General features: G+C 42.1%; 20 protein-coding genes. 10 read left to right on the plus strand and 10 right to left on the minus strand.

Translation table 11 applies throughout. The annotated features are described in order from the left end of the window. Positions 1–35: 35 nt before the first annotated feature. A complete protein-coding gene (lspA, locus tag BLQ87_RS20685) occupies positions 36–554 on the minus strand; it encodes a signal peptidase II (RefSeq protein WP_245723897.1) in 519 nt (172 codons plus the stop codon). A gap of 166 nt (positions 555–720) precedes the next feature. On the opposite strand from lspA, the gene BLQ87_RS20690 reads away from it, so the two are divergent. Further along, positions 721–1,203, plus strand: coding sequence for a TlpA family protein disulfide reductase (locus BLQ87_RS20690; RefSeq protein WP_074610545.1), 483 nt, complete (start codon positions 721–723; stop codon positions 1,201–1,203). A gap of 41 nt (positions 1,204–1,244) precedes the next feature. On the opposite strand, the gene BLQ87_RS20695 is transcribed toward BLQ87_RS20690, so the two are convergent. Next, entirely contained in the window at positions 1,245–3,380 is a 2,136-nt protein-coding gene (locus BLQ87_RS20695; RefSeq protein ID WP_074610547.1) for a prolyl oligopeptidase family serine peptidase, read from the minus strand. A gap of 332 nt (positions 3,381–3,712) precedes the next feature. Here BLQ87_RS20695 and BLQ87_RS20700 point away from each other — a divergent pair, with 332 nt between their 5' ends. Further along, positions 3,713–6,241 carry an SEL1-like repeat protein gene (locus tag BLQ87_RS20700; RefSeq protein ID WP_074610548.1) on the plus strand — a complete coding sequence of 843 codons (2,529 nt, stop codon included), beginning with the start codon at positions 3,713–3,715 and terminating at the stop codon, positions 6,239–6,241. On the opposite strand, the gene BLQ87_RS20705 is transcribed toward BLQ87_RS20700, so the two are convergent. Continuing rightward, positions 6,234–6,629, minus strand: coding sequence for a (deoxy)nucleoside triphosphate pyrophosphohydrolase (locus tag BLQ87_RS20705; RefSeq protein WP_074610550.1), 396 nt, complete (start codon positions 6,627–6,629; stop codon positions 6,234–6,236). The two genes, BLQ87_RS20700 and BLQ87_RS20705, sit on opposite strands and share 8 nt — an antisense overlap. Positions 6,630–6,835: 206 nt before the next feature. Here BLQ87_RS20705 and BLQ87_RS20710 point away from each other — a divergent pair, with 206 nt between their 5' ends. After that, positions 6,836–7,474, plus strand: a complete 639-nt coding sequence (locus BLQ87_RS20710; protein ID WP_074610552.1) for an NAD(P)-dependent oxidoreductase — start codon at positions 6,836–6,838, stop codon at positions 7,472–7,474. A gap of 52 nt (positions 7,475–7,526) precedes the next feature. Here the strand turns inward: BLQ87_RS20710 and BLQ87_RS20715 are convergent, their stop codons facing one another. Continuing rightward, positions 7,527–7,961 carry a DinB family protein gene (locus BLQ87_RS20715; protein WP_074610553.1) on the minus strand — a complete coding sequence of 145 codons (435 nt, stop codon included), beginning with the start codon at positions 7,959–7,961 and terminating at the stop codon, positions 7,527–7,529. 96 nt (positions 7,962–8,057) lie between these two features. Here BLQ87_RS20715 and BLQ87_RS20720 point away from each other — a divergent pair, with 96 nt between their 5' ends. Next, complete coding sequence (locus BLQ87_RS20720; RefSeq protein WP_074610555.1) at positions 8,058–8,543, plus strand: GNAT family N-acetyltransferase; 486 nt, start codon at positions 8,058–8,060, stop codon at positions 8,541–8,543. On the opposite strand, the gene BLQ87_RS20725 is transcribed toward BLQ87_RS20720, so the two are convergent. Both BLQ87_RS20725 and BLQ87_RS20730 read right to left on the minus strand, forming a co-directional pair. Beyond that, positions 8,540–8,935 (minus strand): YybH family protein, encoded by a 396-nt coding sequence (locus BLQ87_RS20725; RefSeq protein ID WP_074610556.1) that lies wholly within the window; start codon positions 8,933–8,935, stop codon positions 8,540–8,542. The two genes, BLQ87_RS20720 and BLQ87_RS20725, sit on opposite strands and share 4 nt — an antisense overlap. Before the next feature lie 23 nt (positions 8,936–8,958). Next, complete coding sequence (locus BLQ87_RS20730; protein ID WP_074610558.1) at positions 8,959–10,128, minus strand: MFS transporter; 1,170 nt, start codon at positions 10,126–10,128, stop codon at positions 8,959–8,961. A gap of 90 nt (positions 10,129–10,218) precedes the next feature. Between BLQ87_RS20730 and BLQ87_RS20735 the strand changes: the two genes are divergently transcribed. Continuing rightward, positions 10,219–10,578, plus strand: a complete 360-nt coding sequence (locus tag BLQ87_RS20735) for a winged helix-turn-helix transcriptional regulator (RefSeq protein ID WP_074610559.1) — start codon at positions 10,219–10,221, stop codon at positions 10,576–10,578. Here the strand turns inward: BLQ87_RS20735 and BLQ87_RS20740 are convergent. Genes BLQ87_RS20740 through BLQ87_RS20750 form a run of 3 tightly spaced genes read right to left on the minus strand, consistent with a single transcriptional unit; the run spans position 10,575 to position 15,331 of the window. Beyond that, positions 10,575–13,052, minus strand: coding sequence for a TonB-dependent receptor (locus BLQ87_RS20740; protein WP_074610561.1), 2,478 nt, complete (start codon positions 13,050–13,052; stop codon positions 10,575–10,577). The genes BLQ87_RS20735 and BLQ87_RS20740 overlap by 4 nt on opposite strands. A 45-nt stretch (positions 13,053–13,097) precedes the next feature. Continuing rightward, positions 13,098–14,909, minus strand: a complete 1,812-nt coding sequence (locus tag BLQ87_RS20745) for a M56 family metallopeptidase (protein WP_074610563.1) — start codon at positions 14,907–14,909, stop codon at positions 13,098–13,100. A gap of 23 nt (positions 14,910–14,932) precedes the next feature. Next, the gene (locus BLQ87_RS20750) at positions 14,933–15,331 is read right to left on the minus strand and encodes a BlaI/MecI/CopY family transcriptional regulator (RefSeq protein ID WP_074610564.1); all 399 of its coding nucleotides are present in this window, start codon (positions 15,329–15,331) and stop codon (positions 14,933–14,935) included. A 235-nt stretch (positions 15,332–15,566) separates the two neighbouring features. Between BLQ87_RS20750 and BLQ87_RS20755 the strand changes: the two genes are divergently transcribed. Further along, a complete protein-coding gene (locus BLQ87_RS20755) occupies positions 15,567–16,103 on the plus strand; it encodes a hypothetical protein (RefSeq protein ID WP_074610565.1) in 537 nt (178 codons plus the stop codon). Here the strand turns inward: BLQ87_RS20755 and BLQ87_RS20760 are convergent. Next, positions 16,100–16,891, minus strand: coding sequence for a DUF3050 domain-containing protein (locus BLQ87_RS20760; protein ID WP_245723898.1), 792 nt, complete (start codon positions 16,889–16,891; stop codon positions 16,100–16,102). The genes BLQ87_RS20755 and BLQ87_RS20760 overlap by 4 nt on opposite strands. A gap of 71 nt (positions 16,892–16,962) precedes the next feature. On the opposite strand from BLQ87_RS20760, the gene BLQ87_RS20765 reads away from it, so the two are divergent. The 4 genes from BLQ87_RS20765 (at position 16,963) to BLQ87_RS33575 (ending at position 21,045) form a co-directional block, all read left to right on the plus strand. Then, positions 16,963–17,514 (plus strand): LemA family protein, encoded by a 552-nt coding sequence (locus tag BLQ87_RS20765; RefSeq protein ID WP_074610567.1) that lies wholly within the window; start codon positions 16,963–16,965, stop codon positions 17,512–17,514. Positions 17,515–17,526: 12 nt separating this feature from the next. Then, positions 17,527–19,443, plus strand: a complete 1,917-nt coding sequence (locus tag BLQ87_RS20770; protein ID WP_074610568.1) for a DUF2207 domain-containing protein — start codon at positions 17,527–17,529, stop codon at positions 19,441–19,443. A 688-nt stretch (positions 19,444–20,131) separates the two neighbouring features. Continuing rightward, positions 20,132–20,596, plus strand: a complete 465-nt coding sequence (locus BLQ87_RS33850; RefSeq protein ID WP_172664922.1) for a helix-turn-helix domain-containing protein — start codon at positions 20,132–20,134, stop codon at positions 20,594–20,596. Between the two features lie 101 nt (positions 20,597–20,697). Then, positions 20,698–21,045 carry a nuclear transport factor 2 family protein gene (locus tag BLQ87_RS33575; protein ID WP_074610572.1) on the plus strand — a complete coding sequence of 116 codons (348 nt, stop codon included), beginning with the start codon at positions 20,698–20,700 and terminating at the stop codon, positions 21,043–21,045. Positions 21,046–21,047 lie beyond the last annotated feature (2 nt).

The raw sequence follows: 21,047 nt of genomic DNA on the forward strand, positions 1-21,047 counted from the left end.
ACAAAATTGGGTAACAAAACCGGAAAGATCCGGGATTAACTATAGCTGGCATTTGCAAGCTTCCTTCTTGAGAAGGAATCGATCATGATCAGCAGCATGCCCAACATAATGGAAAGGTCCGCAGCATTGAAAACACCGGTTTGAAAAACAACAAAGTCTATGTGAAGAAAATCCGTTACAGAGCCATAAATAATGCGGTCATATAGGTTTCCTGCCCCGCCACCGATGACACAGCAAATCCCAAAAGTCAGTAAGGGCGACAGGTTTTTTCGGGTCATCACAAAATAAACGCCCATCAGCAGGACGGCTAAAGGCAGCAATAAAAGCAGGACGAACTTAATGCCGGAATGAAGCGAATCGCCGACGCTTAAAAAAGCACCTGAATTTTCTACATTGGTCAGGGTAATCTTATCGCTGATGATCTTGATATTTGCATTGGACTGCACATGTTCTCTTACGATAGATTTTGTAATCTGATCACAACCGATATTGAACATAACAATCACCAGGATCAAAACTTTCCCCGCCAAACCGCTCCACTTCATTTTTTTCATTGTCTTTCGTATTGTCTGTTAATAAGGACTCAACTGATAAATGCCATAATAATTTCCCATTGGCAGCTCAGCTGATAAATATAGGAATTGTAATTTTGAATTCAAATGATACAAGTAATGCTTTAGAATCAGATATTAGCATTTATTAACCTATAAAACATCCCAGATGAAACAAATTTTCTTTTCATTTCTTATCACTGCATTTTCACTAAGCGCATTTTCACAGGGACTCCCTGCCGGCTCGGTTATTCCTAAAGCTACTTTTTACAAGGCAGATGGGACCAGCTTTACGACAGATCAGATTCCTAAGGGGAAGAAATCCCTGATCATGTTTTTTGATGCGACTTGCGGTCATTGTCAGACTGTGGCGACCGACCTTTCAAAAAGCAGCAAGGAATTGTCTGGCGCGAACCTGTATCTCGTTTCACAGGATGTTTTTCGATCCATCAATTATTTCATGGATACCTATGCAAAACCCCTAAAATCAATGAAGAATGTAACGAACCTTCAAGACAAGGACTATGTTTTCATTCCGTTGTTTCATCCGAAACAATACCCTTCATTATACCTTTTTGGCGCAGACAAGAAATTGATCCTTTTCACCGGAAATGAAAAAGATGTGCCTAAGCTCCTTAAATTGGTTAAATAAGGTTCTTAAACACATCTTTTAATTGTTGGTATTACCGGGTATTATTTTTTATAAGTAATACCCATATTGTAAAACAAGAATGCCCAGCGATCGGCAATCTCTTCTATCGCCTTATCTGTAGGTTTACCGGCGCCATGTCCGGCATTGGTCTGAATGCTGATCAGAACCGGGGCATCACCTGCCTGGTCTTTCTGTAAATTTGCTGCAAATTTGAAGGAATGCGCCGGAACAACACGATCGTCATGATCTGCGGTAGTTACCAATGTTGCAGGGTATTTAGTTCCAGCCTTCAGCGCATGTACAGGCGAGTATTTATACAAATAATCGAACATCTCTTTAGAATCTTCAGAAGTTCCGTAATCATAACTCCAACCTGCTCCGGCGGTAAATTTATGGTAACGCAACATATCCATGACCCCTACTGCCGGAAAGGCTACTTTAAAAAGATCCGGACGCTGCGCCAATGTCGCACCAACCAATAATCCGCCATTCGAACCGCCCATACTGGCCAGGTAATCTTTCGACGTGTATTTATTCGCAATCAGGTATTCTCCCGCAGCGATGAAATCATCAAATACATTTTGTTTTTGCATTTTTGTTCCTGCAAGGTGCCATTTTTCGCCATACTCACCACCACCACGAAGGTTAGCTACCGCATAAATGCCCCCCTGGTCCATCAGAATGATATTTGCTGTACTGAATGAGGGTGTCAGACTAACATCAAAACCTCCATATCCGTACAATACCGTTGGATTCTTCCCATTCAGGACAATCCCTTTCTTATAAGTAATGATCATCGGAACCTTCGTTCCATCCTTAGAAGCATAAAAAACCTGCTTAGACTCATAGTTTGCGGGATCAAAATCTACGCCTGATTTTTTATAAACTTCAGACTTACCGCTGGCTATGGTATACTTAAAAATAGTAGAGGGATAGACATAGGAAGTAAAAGTATAATACAACTCTTTATCCTTTTCTTTACTGCCAAATCCACCTGCAGATCCAATTCCGGGTAATTTAATCTCATGTTCCAGTTTACCGTTCCTGTCGTATTGCAATACCATAGATACCGCATCCCTGATGTAATTGGCAAATAGCTTACCTCCTCCGCTGGAAGGGCTCAGTACATTCTCCGTTTCTTTGATCAGATCTTTCCAGTTTTCAACTCCGGGACTACCCGCATCAACAGTTACCACACGCCCGTTAGGCGCATTAAGATTGGTATAGATGAACAACTTACTTCCAACATTATCAATGATGTTATGGTTCTTATCGAAATTATTCACCACAGGAACAATCGCACCATCTTTTGTTTTCAGGTCTTTGAGGTAAAGCTCATTTCCGGAAGTTGAATTTGCGGCAGAAATGACGAGATAGCGTTCATCTTCCGTTAATCCTGCACCAATATAACGTCTTGGAGTTTTGTCCCCTCCAAAAATCAGCTGATCCTCTTTTTGCGCTGTTCCCAGTTTGTGGTAAAATAATTTATGGTATTGCGTCAAACCGGAAAGCTGGCTTCCTTCTGCCGGCTTATCATAGCTGCTATAATAAAAACCATCGTTTCCCTGCCAGGAGATCCCTGAGAATTTAACATCGGTTAAGGTTTCTCCTACGACCGTTTTATCTGCCGATTTCATGACGATGACTTTCGTCCAGTCGGAACCACCTTCAGACAACTGATAGGCCAGCATACTTCCATCTTTTGAAAAGTTTATTCCGGCAAGCGAAGTGGTCGCATCTTTAGAAAAAGTATTTGGGTCCAGGAAAATCTCCGGCTCCCCTCCTTCTTTCTGGCGGTACAATACACTTTGGTTCTGCAGTCCGGTATTTTTATAATAATAAGTATAGCCGCCTTCTTTGAATGGCTGAGAGTACTTCTCATAATTCATCAAATGTTTCAAACGTTCTTTAATGTCGTTGCGGTAAGGAATTTGCGACATGTATCTCTGGGTCACCACATTCTGTGCTTCTACCCATTGTTTGGTATCGGCAGAACGGTCATCCTCCAACCACCGGTAAGGATCGTCTACATTCGTTCCAAAATAGCTGTCTTTTACGTTTTCTTTTTTCGTTTCCGGATAATTCATAGTCTTCTTTTCTGTATTACTGAGCTGTGCCTCCGCAAAAACCGGAAGCATAGTTGCCAGAAATATCAATGCGTTTTTTGAGTTTTTCATCAGTATATAATTGTTTTTTTAATGGGTATGAAGCGATCATGCGCCTATTCATTACTGTTTGTAAGCGGTATGCTTATGATGGTTTCATCAGTATATAATTGTTTTTTATTGATTGATGAGCATCAAGCCCGGTTCATAATATCGCCTTAACCGCAAGATCATGCTCCGCGTTCAGCTGTTCCCTTGAAATCCGAATTTAAGTAATACTTTCTCAATCTTCAATTTCTAAACTTAAAATTACACGGAAATAGAAATCTTAATAAATAATTCCGATTATCAGTTTCCTTGCATTATTATTGCACAGAGAGGATAAGAAACGATTTCAATTTTTAATGGCGCACAGAATATACTTATACAACTTAAACCAGGGACTTCTTCCGGAAAAGGTCGCAGCTACCATAGAAAGCCCGGACTTTTTAACAAACATCCTGGCAGGAATAGGTGGCAATACAGAAAACAATCTGCTGATGACAGAGTGGAACTATGAGTTCCCTATTTTTCTACATCCTTTATTTGCACATGAGCCCATAATTTCAACACCTGTATTCAATGGGACGGATGGTGGAATCTATTCACCGGCCGCTTTGGGAATTCAGCGCATCAAAGCATTTTATGAGTTCATAGACCAACATAAAGCACAACTCATTGACGATGAAAAGGCCTTTGATCTGGCAAAAAAACGCATCTTTAAATTTCTTGAAGAAAAGGTTATACATGATTTTTTTCATCTTGATGCCTGGGATGTCTTTAATATGGATGAGGTCCCGCATAAAATACAGGCCATCAAACTTCTGAATGACATCAATACCACCAATGCCATCCTAAAAGAAGCGATGGCACAGGACGATCCTTCCTTACTGGACAACTGTCCTGAATTTAACCAGGGGCCACTTCAATTTCAAAGCTTCAAACCCTACCTGAACCACTCCGGCTATGATTATGGCTGGGAAGTGATCAGTTCTGGTGTTTATGATGACGACGAAGAGGAAGAGAACGATCACCCTAACCAGGTTTTTTATACAGAAAATGGTTGTAAAGGGATCAAAAACGATACAGGGGAAATCCTGATCCCGGCAAAGTACGATGAAGTTTATTATTTCCCGGAGGGAGAAGAACTCGCTGTCGTTCAAAAGAACGGCAAATATGGTTATGTCAACCGTCAGGGAGAAGAGCTCCTGCCTTTACAGTTTGATGATGCTTACGATCTGAGCAAAGGCATCTCCACCGTAAAATTAAATGACAAATATGGATTCTTCCAGCCTTTTAAAAACCTGGATGTCGCCTTTCTCTATGATGACATCACAGACCTCAGCCTGGAACCTTATTATTTTAACGTATGCAGGGAGGACAGCTGGGCAGTGGTCAACGCAGACAACGATATCTTACTCCCTTTCGAATACCTGAAAGAACTCGATTGTCACCAATATGACGGCTATAACCTATATTCAGGAATACTGAAATCCGGTAAACAGAAATGTTTCTTCCTTCAGGATCTTCAAAAAATAGGAACAAATAAAGTCACAGATGTACAATGGGCCGGTTTTGAAAAAGAACAGCATTTTTTCGTTCCGACAGAAATCGTACCTGCAGGAAATAAAAACAAACTAAAACTCCGGTCTTTGATCAGACAAGATGGCGAAACCATCCTACCCGCTGAATATGAAGAGATCAATTATTGTAGCGGAAGCCAGGTGTACATCCTGAAACAGAAAGGGAAATTCGGACTTTTTCGTATTGCAGAAGGTACCTTGCTCCCCTGTATCTACAACCGTATAGATGAGCTCAATGAAGCTTGTTTCCGTATATTTCAATCCGGAAAAGTCGGCCTTTTTGATGCGATTGATGGAAGAAACACATTCATCAGTCCGCAATTTGATTCCATGCGGGACTATATCCGCAGAGATAAAGATGGCAGCTGGGAGATTCTGGGCTTTCTTGAAAGCAGTGTATTTCTGGTCTATAGCGATCAAACGATGAGGGCCGTAGACCATGAAATCGCCGCCAGACAGCTCTCCGCAGGTTACCATCCGGAAAGTCTGGCTGAGGAACAAAGAAAAATCCTGGCTGATCTGGCAGGAACAAATGCGCCGGCACTTGACCTTTACCACAAGGGATCAAAAGCCCTAAATGAGGGAGATATCGACAAGGCTTTAAAATACCATCTGCTTGCAGCTGAAAAAGGGGATGCTGACTCCATGAACGACCTGGGCTTTATTTACAGCAGCAATGGCCCTCATTACGATGCCAACAAAGCTTATTTTTGGTATCGAAGCGGACAAAAAGCAGGCTCTGTAGATGCAATGAATGGATTTGCCATCTGTCACCTCAATGGAATAGGTGTAAAACAAAATATTGACCAGGCCATCCGCTGGTACGAAAGAGCTGCAGAATATGGAAATGGCAGGGCACATGCAAATCTTGCCGACCTTTACCTGGATGGCATATGGGTTGAGCAAAATCTGGACAAAGCATTAAAACATTATCAACAGGCGGAGCAGCTTAATTTTCCCAGTTACGGCCGGCATGCCTATGTACTTTTTCTAAAAGAAGACTATGAGCCAGCGATCAGTTACTATAAAGCAAGTGCAAAAGAAGGTGATGGGCAATCTGCTTATAACCTCGCCACCATGTACGAACTGGGCCAGGGCTGCAGGCCGGATAGCCGTAAAGCGTTAGCCTTTTATCATCAGGCACTGGAACTTGGTCAGACCGACACTTATCTGGAGCTGATCAGACTGTACCGCTACGACAACGAAGTAAAAGACGAAGGAAAAGCGCTGGAGATGGTCACTTTAGCCAGAGCCGCAGGAATTAATCCCCCGGATGAGGATCCTCCAAAAAAGCGTGGATGGTTCAGTTAATTCCTAAAGAATCCAGGTAATCATTAACAATGGGAATATCCGCAGCTGCCCAATCGCAACCCCGCAATGCGGATGTTTCCATCCAGCTATAGGAAGCATGCTCTTTTAATACCACATCACCGGCAATAATCCGGCAGACAAAGGGAATCAGCCGGATAGAAAATTCCGGATATATGTGTTGATGGGCTGCTCTTCCGGACAAAATCTGAATATCGACATTCAGTTCTTCTTTTATTTCCCTGATCAGACAATCCTCAGCACTTTCTCCCAGCTCGATCTTTCCACCCGGGAATTCCATCTTCAGCGGCAATAACATGCGGGTACTCCGCTGAGCAACCAATACTTTTCCTGCTTCATCTATAATAATTGCACAACAAACATCAATCATAGCCGAAGATAATTTTTTATCCCTATATTCACTTCATATTACTTCTTAATACATATCTAAACAGGATTTCTAAAAATCCGGCCTTGTAGACAGGAAAGCTACTGAGTCAGTCAAAAAACTGGCAGTAAATTACTATACCCTTTTTTTTCCTGTCTTAAATGTTCAACAATTAATCGTATGTCATCAATTTTGTCATTAAGAACAATATGAATGTTCCTATAAAAGTCGCCCTGATCGGCGCAACCGGTAAGGTAGGAAAACCCCTGCTTAAACAATTATTAGACCAGGGATATCAGGTAAAATCCCTGATCAGAAAACCACAGTCTTATTCCATTACACACCCTTCCATGGAAATTGTGGCTGGAGATATTAAAGACCTGGAAACTGTCACCGAACTCGTTAAAGGTTGTGATGCAGTGATCAGTGTGATCGGGCAACTCAAAGATGAGCCCCTGATTTCGAGCCTTGCCGCATCAAACCTGATCCATGCAATGAACAAGGAGCAGATCAGCCGTTACATCTTCTTAACCGGATTAACCCTGGATATGCCGGGAGATCAAAAAAGTGCAGCCAACCAGCAAGGCTCAGCATGGATGAAACAAACCTTCCCCGTCGTAGTCGCCGACAAAGAAAAAGCTGTTGAACTGTTACAGCAGAGTAATATCGACTGGACGATTGTCAGGCTTCCCTGGATCGAAGAAACGGAAGAAAAGAAGCAGTTAGTGGTTGATCTTCAGGATTGCCTGGGAGAGAAAGTAAGTACCGCCGGACTTGCGGCCTTCCTGATTGAACAGCTCAGTGATCCCAGGTTTATCAGAAAAGCGCCTTTTGTAGCGAGTATCTAAAACAAAAGGAGTCTGTTGAAAAACAGGCTCCTTTTTACATCAGGTGTATTTTTTAACTCATCACAATTTCACCCCGGTGATGGGTAACCTCTCCTACGGTGTGCTGGATCATTTCATACCTCGACATGTGAAAGTCGCCATGCCCGGGAATGTCAAATGTGACTTTTTCTTTTAAGGTCTCTTCTGATAATTCAGAGACATAATCGAGCAGGTTTTTAGATTGAATGACCAGGTCTTTCAGCAAGGCATCAATGGCACCTTCAAATACCTTTTCTTCGGGAGAACGGTCTTCCCGGCATTGTATTTTTTCCATCCATTGTGCTTCTGCAGATAAGAGCTTCGATAATTTTTGATTGATATGGGGTAGTTCAGGAGAAACAGCTGCAGTTCCTTCATTTTTTTCTGTCAGCCGGCTTACCAGCTCATTATTTGCCCATAAATTATAGGCGCACAAGTCTTTAGTCAGGGTTTGCAAATTCACTTTCATTTCTTTAAATGTTTATGAATCAAATTTCAGCACCGACACTGACAACCCTATGGCAGCCCGAAAAATTATAATATTATCTTTGTAAAAAAGACAGATATGCAGATTACTTTCAGAACCATCCAGGCTGGCGATAATGAACAACTTGCTAAAATCATCCGTACTTCTTTAGAAGATTTTAATGTCCCTAAAATAGGAACAGCACATTCTGATCCAACAACAGATGATTTATTTAAGCTATTCCAAACCACAGGAAGTTTTTATTTTGTGGCTGAGGAAAATGGTCAGCTTCTTGGAGGGAGCGGCATATATCCTACAGCAGGATTGCCGGAAGGTTGTGCTGAGCTGGTAAAGCTATACTTATCAAAAGATGCGCGGGGGAAAGGAATAGGCAAACAACTTTTAGAAAAGTGTTTTGAATCGGCCAGACAGCTGGGCTATCATCAGCTGTATCTGGAAACCTTGCCGCAGTTGGCACAAGCGGTGAGTATGTATGAAAAGGCCGGATTCAAAGCTTTGGATGCTGCGCTGGGAAACTCCGGCCATTTTGCCTGTAATATCTGGATGCTTAAAACGCTGGATTAGTCCAAAGAAACGAACAACTCCGACTGTGTCAGCCAGACGCCGTTAATTTTTCGCCACATGGCGGAGTAATTTCCTCTGAAAGTCTCGGTCTTATAACTCCAGCTGCCACTTTCCCAGGCCAGAATCCCACTGTCGCCGATCACAATTGAGCTAGGTAAGCGTTCAAATGAAGGTGATTTTTTCGAAAACATGTCTTTCCATACTTTCAGCAATTTTGCTTTCCCGGAATACTGACCTCCTTCGCCGGAGATCACGACAATGTCTTCCATCCAGTATTTGGCTACTCCAGCCACGTCCTGATTAGAAATCGCCATATTTGAATCCATCCTTGACAGACGGATTGCTTCTTCTTCTTGTCTTTTAAAAAATGAGGTATTGTTCAGTGAATTCATATTAAATCAGGTACCGGGTTCAATTACTGGTCGCTAATATGAGAAAAAAACTTAGAATTACGCTCCAATAATGTTCTCCAGAAAATCATCAGTAAAGCCATCAATCCAAAACACATCCCCACCCAGGGACTCTGCTTTACCCCCATATCTGCAATCACCCAACCACTTAACATCGTTCCAACAGACACGCCGAGGTTCCCAAAAGAAGTAGACAGGCTGTTGGCAAATTCCAGCGCATGAGGTGCAGCGGAAATCAGGTAAGCAGAGGCGTTAAGAAAGGTTGGTGCGTATAGAAAGCCCCAAATGGCAATCACCATAATGGTACTCCAGCCATTCCCACCGGAATACTCCAGCATAAAAGGAACAAGTACGGTTCCGGCAAGAAAGAAAGCAGTAGTTCCCGGAATACTGATACTCAGCATCTTTCCCGCCAGCCAGTTTGAGAAAACACCCGTTATACCGAATAAGAACAACATATAACTAATCATTTTCGTATCCATTCCTTTTACCTTTCCGAGGTAATCAGCAAAATAACTGTAAGTAGAAAACCAGGCGGCTACCATCAGAAAATTCATCGTTGCACTGATCAGAAAAGCTGGATTTTTCAGGATTTTCAATTGAGTTCCGTACGACTTCTTTTCCCTGACCGGCATCGGGGGCATTCCTTTAAAAATGGCAAGGAGTGCCAGCCCCGTGACCACAGCCTGGACAACAAATGAGGCCTGCCAGTTAAAAATACTCGCCATATAAGTGGCAAAAGGCACCGTCGTTACCATCGCAATTGCGATCCCTCCCAATACTATTCCCATCAATTGATGTGCTTTCTTCTGATCTGCATGCGCAAGGGCCGCTGCGATGGCAGTAGAGATAAAAACCGGTTGTAAAAAGGCCGGCAACAACCGTACAAGAATCAACAACCAGAAAGGTGGCGCCAGGGACGAGACCACACCAGTCAGCAAAAAAATGGCAATGCTGAGCATCATGATCTTTTTACGGTCAAATCCGGAGGACAAGAGTGTCATAAATGGTCCCGTTAACGCAATAACCAATGCAAATGCACTCAGCAGTATTCCTGCTTTGTCGATGCTGATCTGATAATGCTCCGCTACCTGAGGTAAAATCCCTATAACACCAAATTCTGTACTGATAATACCAATTAATCCGAGGCATCCTATATATGCAATTTTCTTCATCTGTCTGTAATATGAGCAGCAAAAGTAAAAGCTAAGCCTTAGATTTGTCCGCCGTACCACCCATTGTGCGGAACTAACAAAAAAGTAAGTATGGCCGAAAGAAAGGAAAACTCTACCAATAGTGTGAACAGGAAATGTATTGTCGAAAGCAATGACCTCAGTTATGCAATAGACATGGTGGGTGGCCGCTGGAAGTTGCTTATTCTGGTCAATCTGGAAAAGAAAAAGTTAAGGTTCAACGAGATCCGGAAGGCGATGTCCAGCATTACTGAGCGGATGCTGACCCTACAATTGAGAGAACTGGAAGCTGATGGTTTGATCAGCAGAACTGTATATGCAGAGGTTCCTCCAAGGGTAGAATATGAATTAACAGAAATCAGCACAGAACTCATCCCAATATGGAAAAAGCTCTGTGCCTGGGGAGCAAGGCATAGAAAGGCGAGAGCCTAATTATTAACCCTGTTTTTTTCTGCTTCTGCGCCCGTCTGGTTGTGTTTCCGCAAATCAGAGAAGGTCTTACCGAAGCGATAGCTGAAACTCAGCAATATTGTCCTGGAGTCCGAACGGTTCCGCCAGCCTGCTGTGGTCAGCGCGAGGTTATTGATTTCTCCATTAACGATTCTGGTATAAAAGATATCACTGGCATTCAGTTTCAATGTGGTACTCGGAGATAATTTCTTTTGGACACCTGCATTGATCGCATAAAGTTTGCCGATGGTAAACTGAGCATCATTGATCTTTGTCCGGTACATTCCTCCAAGCTCGGTGCTCCAGCTCTGATTCAGCTTAAATTGAAAAGTATTGGTCGAAAAGAAAAAGGTCCCTTTGCTATTTAATACGCCATTGTAGAAATCGCTGCTCTTTGAATTTAAATTGGTCAGCTCTCCATAAAACTGCCAGTTCAACCATGAAGTAAGGTCAAGCCCGGCATTCACACTAACGCTCTTCACAATCTTGCGGCCAATATTACCCGGTCTGCTATAATAAAGTCCGTTTTTAATTTCGATCGTTTCATTCACCTCATCCTTGGTATCGCTGTAGCTAAAGGTTGTGGTGATCTTATTTTTAAAAGTATGAGAAAGCTCGATGCTATGGGTAAATGAAGGATTCAGGAAGGGATTTCCCAAATAATAGGTAAACTTATCCAGGGGCGAAATAAAGGGATTTAACTGTTGAAAGTAAGGACGGTCTACCCTTCTGCCATAGTTTAAACCGATCTGGTTATTGCCTGCAGTATCCAGTTTATACGAAAGATATACGGTCGGGAACAGGTTGGTATAACTCCTGTTGAAAGCCGAGTCAGGCTTTAGCGGATTGCCCATCTGATGCCCGTCTGAATTGGTATGTTCCAGTCGCAACCCCATTTGAAAAGACCATTTTCCAGCTTCTTTATTCATATTCAGATAGCCGGAATTGATGTTTTCCTTGTAAATAAAGTGATTGCTCTTTTCATAGTCGGGCTTCGTCACCTGATTAATCGTATAGCTGTACTCCCCCACATTGTTGGTTTTGGTATAACTCGTCTTGGCACCCAATTCCATTTTCCAGTTGTTTTTAAAAGGCTTGCTATAATCTGCCTTCAGGGTATAGATTTTAATATTAGAAGGTAGCTTTCCCATTAGGATATCTTCCGATTTTAAACTTTGATCCGGTAAATAAGAGGAATTGCTGATCACCTGATTGTTCTTTGAATTGTACACCAGATAATCGGCATCAACAGTCAGTTGTTGTCCTTTTTTATCAAACTGATGGCGGTAATTCATGTTAACTCCCAGATTTTTAAATATCTCCTTCTCCTTAGTCAGCGCTTTCACAATAGAATCCAGTCCGCGTTGTGCATTTAAAAGATTGCTGACATTGTTAGTCGTTTCTGGTGAGGTTCTGTGCATTCCAGTCAGCACCACACCCCAGGTTGTTTTCTCCGTCTGGTAATAGTCCATCCCCACTTTACCATTAAGGCCTGTCCCCTTTCTGGTGATATAACTGTTTTGCTCAAAATAAGATTTCGTGCTTCCATCTTCGTTTTTATACTTGCGAAAGAGATCCAGATCTGTAAAATTATTCTGAAAGGTATTGCTCAGACTCGTAAAGAAATTCAGTTTGTTATGGCGGTAGTTCAGGTTAAAACTATTGTTGCTCCTGGCGAGTTCCCCCTGGGTATAAGCCAGGTTCAATCCTCCGTTAAATCCTCTGGAATTGGTCTTTTTTGTTTTGATATTGATCACTCCGGCTTTTCCCGCAGCATCATACCTGGCTGGGGGATTGGTCATCAGTTCGATCTGATCCAATGAAGCCGAAGGCAGGGAACGCAGATAACTTTCCAGGTCGGCCCCGGATAAATAAGTTGGCTTATCGTCAATAAATATCGTGACGCCCTGTTTTCCTTTCAGACTAATCACGCCATTCTGATCCACAGATACACCGGGAGATTTTTCGAGTACATCCATTGCTGTCGTTCCTGAATTGGCAATCAATGCGTCAACGTTGACTACCGTTCTGTCGATCTTTCGTTCTACAAAGGCCTTCTGCCCTACAATAGAAACTTCCTTCAGGTTTTTTGTTGTCGCCATCAGGCTGATATCAGGAATCAATAGTCCAGGGTTCAAGGCAGTAATGTGCAGCACTTCCGTTTGGTAATTCTGATAACCCATCGCAGAAATTTTTATGCGGTAATCGCCTTCCTTCAATTGCTCAAAAGCAAATTTCCCGTCCTGTTCAGTAAAACTGCTCTTCAGCAATGTACTATCCTGAACCCTGAATAAGGCGACTGTAGCCAGGTCAAAAGCTTGTTTTTGTTCGTTTAGTATTTTACCGGAGATCTGCCCTTTGCCTGTACTTTTAGGTGTTACGGAAGACTGAGCAAAGGCAAAATTTGAGGCAATGGCTGCCCATGTGACTAAGATAGTCACGATATATAGTTTCATTAATTTAGGTTTAGGGGCGTTAAGAGATCCGGTTAAAGTATCTGATTATTTAATTTCATAGTTGTAGGCCAGGATCCAGTCGGGACGCTTCAGGTATTTCTTTGCGTATTTTTTATGGGTGCTCTCCGGTAAGGTTTTTCCATTCACCTCAAATTTGTTCTTATCGATTCTAAAAGAAAGCTTTTCATTTTTCCAGATCAGGCCATCTTTGGTTAAATCATTGGCGATATAGGTAGAAGTATTGTCGTCAAATTCTCCTTTATTCAGATAATCAGCCGTAATTCCCGTCTTTAGGGTTACTTTCCTCTTTTCAGGATTGTCGTCACTCTCTCTGACGATAGTTCTGGTCGTCTGTCTGCTCGAGTTTTTTACTTTCCCTTCTGATTTCAAATCTTCTTCCACTCTTAACCGATCCCTTTCTGCAGCTGCTTTATCTCTTTCTGAAGCGGCCTTATCTCTTTCCAAAGCCAACTTATCCCTTTCCGCAGCCCATGCATCCTGGCTTTTCGCTGAGCGGTCTTTCTTTTGTGCCTGCAGGTCCCGTAAAGCAGCCTGTTTACTGAGCAAGATCGCTTGTTGATCGCGCAAAGCAGCCTGCTGGTCAACTAGAATGGCTTCCTTATCACGTAAAGCGGCTTGCTGATCACGTAACGAAGCCTCCCTGTCTTCGAGCATTTCCTGCTCAAGGCCAGGGCGATTTTCAACAGGAACAAGCCCCTTATCGGTTTTACCCAAATGCTGTTCTGATTTGCTTAACGAATTTTTCTGAATGGTTGAATTTAGCTGTTTCTTCTTAACCCGTAGTGTATCTTGCAAGGCAACATTATTTTTCGGCTCCTTTGCGGCACGTTGTGGTCCCGAAAATGCAGCGCTTAAGGTAACTGCAGCAACCAGCCCTACGGCAAGCACTCCTTTTTCAATCTTATTCAAACTGGGACTATCATTAGAAACCATTCTTTTCACCCGCTGCACCAGCTGATCGTCCTTTCCTGAGATCGCCATGGCATACTCCGGATTTCCCGGTTGAAACTCCTGACAGGAAATCAATGCGCTAATGTAATTGACCTTATCATGAGTGCTGGAAATCGTCATGTCATCGCAGCAGCTTTCTCTTTCTTCCCGGATCAGCTTACTGATCCACAATACTGCGGGATTAAAGAAGAAAACAATCTCCATCAGGCTTTGTAAAATATTAACCAGGTAATCTCTTCTTTTGATATGTGCCAGCTCATGGCAAATGATCGCCTCCACTTCTTTTTCTGATAAACCATTGATCAGCCCTATTGGGACCAGGATTAATGGCTTAAGATGTCCAACTACCATAGGCACCTTTACAATCCCTGACTGAACAATCTGTACCATCTGGGTAATTCCAAACTGAAGGGCCAGGGCCTTCACCCTGTTTTCCCAATATACCCCTGCTGGGCTTACCTGCGTATTTCTGATTCTTTTAATGCTGTAAAGTCCTGCGAAAAGCTGAACGCTTCTGGCGCAGATCACCAGGAACCAGACCAGCACGATGGTAGAAGCATAACCGCTAAAATACCGGACTGCCTTTTGAAGCAGGTCTACCGGTTCCGCTCCGGTTAGGGCAACCTCTCCCTGAATTTGCTGATCATGAACAACAGGAGCAACAACCGCCAGGGTTTCAAAATTAGTCTGAGTTGATTTCTGCCATTCGTAAACAAAGGACAAACTACTGCTGACCGCAAATAATATCAAACCCGAAATCAGCAGGTTATAACGCAGTTTAGCACTGGACCTGCTGGTAAACATCAGGATCAATGCAGTAATTAAAGCAAGTGCAAGCCCTTGCCAAAGAGAGTGTAATAAGGTTTTAAAAATGATCGTTTCCATTCCTGTGGTTCTTTAAGGATGAATTATTTTTGTTCCAATTGATTCAATAGTGCTTTAATCGTTTCCAGATCTTCTTTGGAAGTTTTTTTATTGCCCATCAGCTGCATCATCAACCTGCTGGCAGAACCATTATACATGGTATCAATAAACTTCTCTAATAAAAAATCTTTAGTCGTTTGCTCTTTCTCCGCAACATGATAGATGTGCTTCATCTGACTTTCATCCCGGGTGAGGATTCCTTTATCTGTCATGATCTGCATCAGCTTCAGCGTGGAGGTATAATTTACCTCACGGTTTTCATTTAACTTATCATTCACCAGGCGAACCGTTAGCGGGCCCTGCTCCCACAATACCTGTAAGATTTCCAGCTCGGATTTCGTCGGTTCTATTTGCCTGTTATTTTCAGTGGTCTGCGCTTTCATAATCCAAAGGTAGGAAACTTTTCGTACGAAACAACACTTAGGTTATTTATTTTTATTTATTTCTTTCCAAATATGCTTTAGCACACCTATCACGTTGATTAATAAAGATTAACAAAAGCGATATTCACAAATAAAATTACCTTCAAAAAATACAATATCATTATTATATCAAAATTATTACTAAAAACATAATGTAATTTATAGCTACCTTTCGTTATAATTATTAACGTTTTTTATGAAGGATAATGGCTTTATGATAGATTCCGATGGAATTTGCCTATTCATCACCCTCACGCTCAGAACCTCTTTAGCCGGGAGGCTGGTCCTTATTTTTTTAAATATAGTATGTGCAGGTATTATTATCCTGGCAACAACAGAAAAAATTACGGCAATGGCCCTGGCCTTTACCCTGATGTTTTTGTTCCTGATCAGGTATTCGCTGTGGAACTTTTACGGGAAAGAATACCTGACGATCAATACAAAGTCCATCCGTTATCAGCACGATTACGGATTCTTTAAGACGACTCCCCAGACCAATAAGATTGGAACAAGCCTGATGGTTCAGGCCCAACAAATTTACCAGACGGGGAAGTCGAAACAAGTCCGCCTGGTTTTCATATCACATGATGAGAATGACTTTCCGGAGGAAGTATATCATGTTGCCATCCCCATTACACAAAAAAATGCCAATGCGGTGGTCAGGGGGATCAACCTCCTTTATCTGGACAAAGTAACTGACAACTATTCTCTACCGCCCATACACATGAACTAACCTTTACGGGCCAGAATCGCGCGATAAGCGCCATCCCAAAGTCCGATTCGCTTTCTCAAAGAGACCATGCTCATCTCTTCGGCGGCTTTCCAGTTGGCCTCATTATCGCCACAAAGGTCGGCAGTCATTTCTAAAGCCAAATGACTATGATGATCGCCATCTACCTCAATATGCCTGTCCAGATAGTACTTAAACAGAGAGATCTGATCAGGGAATTTTTTATTCAGGTCGTTCACAATAGATAAAAACATATTCGGAATCAGGTCTTCTCTACCAAAGGTAAAGGTGCTTGCCTGTACATGATGTTGCCCGCCGTTGATGACACTAAAGGTGAAATCAACAAAGTCGATGGCCTCCTGAGGAGTTCCGGCCGCCTGATAAGCTGCCTTCAAATCTGCCCCGCTTTTTAAAGCGCTGATAAATCTGCCAATCTCCTGAGTATCTGCCCCACATTGTTCCATCGCGTCCAGGTACATCTCAAAATGACTCTTCTTATTTCCATGCGCGTCTACATCTGATTCCTCACCGGCCACAATCTCATTGATCAATGACCTGATGTTGCCAGATCCTACCGGAAACCAGGGCAGACTCGTACAGGTCAGGTTGATTTGCAGGGCCTTTAATAAAGACATGAAGTCCCACACTGCATAGATATGGTATTCCATAAAGATCCGGAGGTCTTCCAGGTCGTTGATCACGGAATATACTTTATGGTTAATGATCTCCTGTCTTAACGGCTCAATATCGTGTTGAATTTGTTCAAGGGTACTGCTTATTCTGTTCTCCATTATCATAAAAAATGCAAATGTAAACATTCAGTATGATTGAATATTGCTATCTTCCTCTAACTTATTTAAATATGACAATACTTATCATTACCGGCATCGCACTGTTACTCCTGACTGGTAGTATCTTAACTTACAATCAGCTCGTTAAAAAGAGAAACCTAATGAAGGAGGCCTGGAGTGGAATTGATGTTTATCTTAAAAAAAGATACGACCTCATCCCCAATCTGATTGAAACGGTTAAAAGTTATGCCACGCATGAGCAGCAGCTGATGGAAAACATTACCCGCTTGCGCAGCAATGCCATACAATCCAGCAATACTCCCGAAAAGATTCTTGCCGAAAACGGGCTTACACAATCCATCGGACAATTGATGATCCTCGCAGAAAACTATCCCGATTTAAAAGCAAACACGAATTTCCAACAACTTCAGTCGCAATTGGAAACCATAGAATCAGAGATAGAAATGTCCAGAAGGTATTATAACGGAACGGTGAGAGAGAACAACATCCTCATTGAATCCTTTCCATCTAATCTCCTTGCCACTGCCTTTAACTTTCAGCAAGGCAGTTTCTTCGAAATACAAAACCCTGTAGAAAGGGAAAATCAAAAAGCATCCTTTTAAGATAACATCATCATGATCCACAAGTTTTTGCGATACTTCAGCTACCTGCTCTTCCTTATCCTTCTTCAGTTCCCTCAACAGCTATTTGCTCAAACAGAAAGAATTCTGTCTTTTCATTCCGACATTAAGATTGACAGCTCAGGATTGGTCCGGATCACCGAGCTGATCAAGGTAAATGCCAACGCTGATCAGATTAAAAGAGGCCTGGTAAGAACCCTGCCCTTATACCGGAAAGATATTTACAGCACCAGGAAAAAGATGGACTTTTTAATAGAACGTGTGCTGAAAGATGGCGTTGAAGAACCCTTTTTTACGAAAGAAGCCGATGGCATGAGGTCCATTTATATCGGACGCGAAAGCGTAATGCTTGAACCCGGCATTTATGAATACCAGATCGTTTACAGTACCAGAGGCCAGGTTGGATTTTTTAAGGATTACGACGAGTTGTATTGGAATGTAACAGGAAATGACTGGGCCTTCCCTATTGACGCTGCTTCTGCCAGCATCCATTTTCCAGGGGCCGCCAAAGGAGGAAATACCGTTTGCTATACTGGTATTGCAGGATCTAAAGCCCATGATTGTAATTCTTTTAGCGATAGTGATGGTAGTGTTACCTTTAAAACCAATCAACCGCTTAACCCTGGCGAAGGATTCACTATTGCCGCAGCCTTTACTTCCGGCATCATCAAAAAGCCATCATTTACCGAGCGGCTGTTTACAGAATATAAAGAAATAGCGATTACCGCCTTACTTTTAATCGCGCTTGGGGGATATCTCTTCTTCAGCTGGCAACGCTACGGAGTAGATCCGGAAAGTCCGACCGTAATCCCGAGCTTTAATGTTCCTGGAGATTTCTCTCCGGCAATGCTCCGCTACTTCAATAAAAGAAAATCAGATCAAAAAGGTTTTGCCACTTCCATCGTCAATATGGCCGTTAAGAAAGTGATCAAAATCACAAAAGAGGAAGACGACTATGTATTAGAACGTGCTTCTGATGATGTCAGTGTACTCAGTCCGGAAGAACAACAGATTTACAAACACCTGCTGGGGATCAGATCAAAAATTTCCATTGACCAATCCAATAACGACGACATATCCACCGCAAGAAGGGCCTATGAGACCAACGTAAAAGTAAAGCTTGACTTTGAGAAATACTTTGTTAAACATAGCAAACACCTGATCAAAGGCATCCTCGCTACAGTGGCTGCATTTGCCTTGTTTATGTATTTTGTGGGTGGAGGTTATCCCCTGGTCCTTCTTTTCTTTGCTCCCTTTCTGGGCGCGGGATTATTTTGCATTTATATCGGAATCAAAGGCCTGCGTTCCACCTATGGAATCTCTCTTTTCTTAGTTTTATTCGGGCTTGGATTTGCAGGTGCACCAGGCTGGATGCTTTTTCAGTTTATAGGAAATATGGAGCCTACCAGCGCAGTTTTTATCATCCTTGCGACCCTCTTATTCCTCTCTTTTATTTACCTGATTAAAGCGCCAACGGTTTATGGAGCAGCAATGCTCAGTGAAATCGCTGGTTTTAAAATGTATCTGGAAACGGCAGAACAGCACCGGCTGAACCTGTTGAACCCACCGGAGCTCAGCCCTCAGCTTTTTGAGAAATTCCTGCCCTATGCCATGGCTCTGGATGTAGAAAATGAATGGGGAGCTAAGTTTGAACAGATTTTTGATGGAACAGATTACCAGCCGGAATGGTATGACGGAAACAGCTTCCCTTACCGTACCTTCGGTTCAGGATTCGCAAAACCGCTGAGCCGCGCCTTTGAAAACGCGACGCCATCGATCAGTTCCTCTTCTTCCGGCTCTGGTTCTTCCTCCGGATCTTCCGGAAGTTCCAGCTGGAGTTCAGGCAGCAGCAGTAGCAGCAGTGGATCTTCCGGAGGTGGCGGAGGCGGAGGTGGTGGCGGAGGCTGGTAATCCTTTTAAGATTAATTCATAACTTGCACTTAAATTGCTCATAAATGCATTGTAATTAATAGCCAATCTGCCGGGACGAGGAAATCTTTTACAATGCACTAAGGCTTAATTTAATAAAATAATGACAGGGTTAAATCAGTTGCTTTTCTTTTTTAGTGCCTTAGGCGCTTTTAATGGTTTCTTACTTTCCTTATATTTTGCCATACATGCTAAAAAGAAAGTTTTTACAAATTATTATTTATCCCTGCTGCTCCTTGTTTTAAGCATCAGAATTATTAAGTCCGTATTTTTCTATTTCAATCCGGACTTATCCAGTATTTTTATCCAGATTGGGCTTTCCGCCTGTGTTCTGATTGGCCCATTTCTTTTTTTATACCTGAAATCATACGCAGAAGATGAAAAACAAAATTGGGCAAGGCATGTAATCCCTTATGTGGCAATAATAACGATTTTAGGGTTCTTTTATCCATATCTTGAATATCGTTCCATTTGGACCCAATGGATCATAAAAGCTATATACTCCCAATGGGGCGCTTACCTAATTTTGTCGCTAAAATACCTTCGGCCAATTATTCAAAAATTCAAGGGGAAAGAAAGCCTGGCAAAAATTGACATCTGGTTACTCAGCATCTATCTCGGCGTTACATTGATATGGTTGGCCTATACCACCTCAGCTTATACCTCCTATATGGCCGGGGCTCTGTCATTTACCTTTATTTTATATATCATTATCTTGCTTTTAATTTTTAGAAACAGCAGGGAAGCTGCTTTTTTTCAAGAAAAAGAGAAATATAAAAACAAAGAAATTGACAAAAAAACGCTGGATATCATTGCGCAAAAACTATCCATAATAACGGAAAAAGAACTATTTCTTAATCCAAATTTCACACTTGAAGAAGCGGCAAAAGAGCTTAAAGTGACCAAACATATCTTGTCTCAATATGTAAACGAAACATTGGGTAAATCTTTCTCAAATCTCATTAAAGAACATAGAATTGAAAAAGCAAAAAAGCTATTGGAAACAGAAAAAAACTATACCATCGAAAGTTTAGGCTATGATAGTGGCTTTAACTCAAAATCGACTTTCTTTACCGCATTTAAAGAAATAACAGGTTTAACCCCCGCAGCATATCAGAAATCATGCGCCAAATAAGTTCGATATTATAGAATCAGACTTCTACTTTATAAATTAAGGCCGCTAAGACAACCCTGGCCCGGACATTTGTACTCATTACTAATTTTAAAAAATTAAAAATGAGAAAAGTGTTTTTATCCATCGGACTTAGTCTTTTGTTATTTAATGTAAATGCCCTGGTAAATGATACGGCGGGCGGTTTGCAGCGCATCCAAAAAACGTTAGATCTCTACATTGAAGACCAGGCCATGGGCAACTCGGTCAGGGTAGGGCAATTCTTTCATGTCTCCTGGCAACTGAAAATTTTTAGGGGCAACCAATTTAGAATTGTGCCTAAATCACAGTACCTCCCCCCCTGTAAAAAATGGAATGCAAAACCCGGCAACTGCTCGACCTCTGCTGTGTTTATTGGTATTTCAAGCGATATCGCCATTGCGAAAGTAGAAATCAGTGCTTCAATCTCCTGAGA

Origin of the sequence: Pedobacter steynii (genome assembly GCF_900103665.1) — a bacterium.
Lineage (GTDB): Bacteria > Bacteroidota > Bacteroidia > Sphingobacteriales > Sphingobacteriaceae > Pedobacter > Pedobacter steynii.

Coding starts and splice junctions, on each gene's coding strand:
- lspA (WP_245723897.1), bottom strand. CDS start 554: ATGAAAAAAATGAAGTGGAGCGGTTTGGCGGGGAAAGTTTTGATCCTG.
- BLQ87_RS20690 (WP_074610545.1), top strand. CDS start 721: ATGAAACAAATTTTCTTTTCATTTCTTATCACTGCATTTTCACTAAGC.
- BLQ87_RS20695 (WP_074610547.1), bottom strand. CDS start 3,380: ATGAAAAACTCAAAAAACGCATTGATATTTCTGGCAACTATGCTTCCG.
- BLQ87_RS20700 (WP_074610548.1), top strand. CDS start 3,713: ATGGCGCACAGAATATACTTATACAACTTAAACCAGGGACTTCTTCCG.
- BLQ87_RS20705 (WP_074610550.1), bottom strand. CDS start 6,629: ATGATTGATGTTTGTTGTGCAATTATTATAGATGAAGCAGGAAAAGTA.
- BLQ87_RS20710 (WP_074610552.1), top strand. CDS start 6,836: ATGAATGTTCCTATAAAAGTCGCCCTGATCGGCGCAACCGGTAAGGTA.
- BLQ87_RS20715 (WP_074610553.1), bottom strand. CDS start 7,961: ATGAAAGTGAATTTGCAAACCCTGACTAAAGACTTGTGCGCCTATAAT.
- BLQ87_RS20720 (WP_074610555.1), top strand. CDS start 8,058: ATGCAGATTACTTTCAGAACCATCCAGGCTGGCGATAATGAACAACTT.
- BLQ87_RS20725 (WP_074610556.1), bottom strand. CDS start 8,935: ATGAATTCACTGAACAATACCTCATTTTTTAAAAGACAAGAAGAAGAA.
- BLQ87_RS20730 (WP_074610558.1), bottom strand. CDS start 10,128: ATGAAGAAAATTGCATATATAGGATGCCTCGGATTAATTGGTATTATC.
- BLQ87_RS20735 (WP_074610559.1), top strand. CDS start 10,219: ATGGCCGAAAGAAAGGAAAACTCTACCAATAGTGTGAACAGGAAATGT.
- BLQ87_RS20740 (WP_074610561.1), bottom strand. CDS start 13,052: ATGAAACTATATATCGTGACTATCTTAGTCACATGGGCAGCCATTGCC.
- BLQ87_RS20745 (WP_074610563.1), bottom strand. CDS start 14,909: ATGGAAACGATCATTTTTAAAACCTTATTACACTCTCTTTGGCAAGGG.
- BLQ87_RS20750 (WP_074610564.1), bottom strand. CDS start 15,331: ATGAAAGCGCAGACCACTGAAAATAACAGGCAAATAGAACCGACGAAA.
- BLQ87_RS20755 (WP_074610565.1), top strand. CDS start 15,567: ATGAAGGATAATGGCTTTATGATAGATTCCGATGGAATTTGCCTATTC.
- BLQ87_RS20760 (WP_245723898.1), bottom strand. CDS start 16,891: ATGGAGAACAGAATAAGCAGTACCCTTGAACAAATTCAACACGATATT.
- BLQ87_RS20765 (WP_074610567.1), top strand. CDS start 16,963: ATGACAATACTTATCATTACCGGCATCGCACTGTTACTCCTGACTGGT.
- BLQ87_RS20770 (WP_074610568.1), top strand. CDS start 17,527: ATGATCCACAAGTTTTTGCGATACTTCAGCTACCTGCTCTTCCTTATC.
- BLQ87_RS33850 (WP_172664922.1), top strand. CDS start 20,132: ATGGCCGGGGCTCTGTCATTTACCTTTATTTTATATATCATTATCTTG.
- BLQ87_RS33575 (WP_074610572.1), top strand. CDS start 20,698: ATGAGAAAAGTGTTTTTATCCATCGGACTTAGTCTTTTGTTATTTAAT.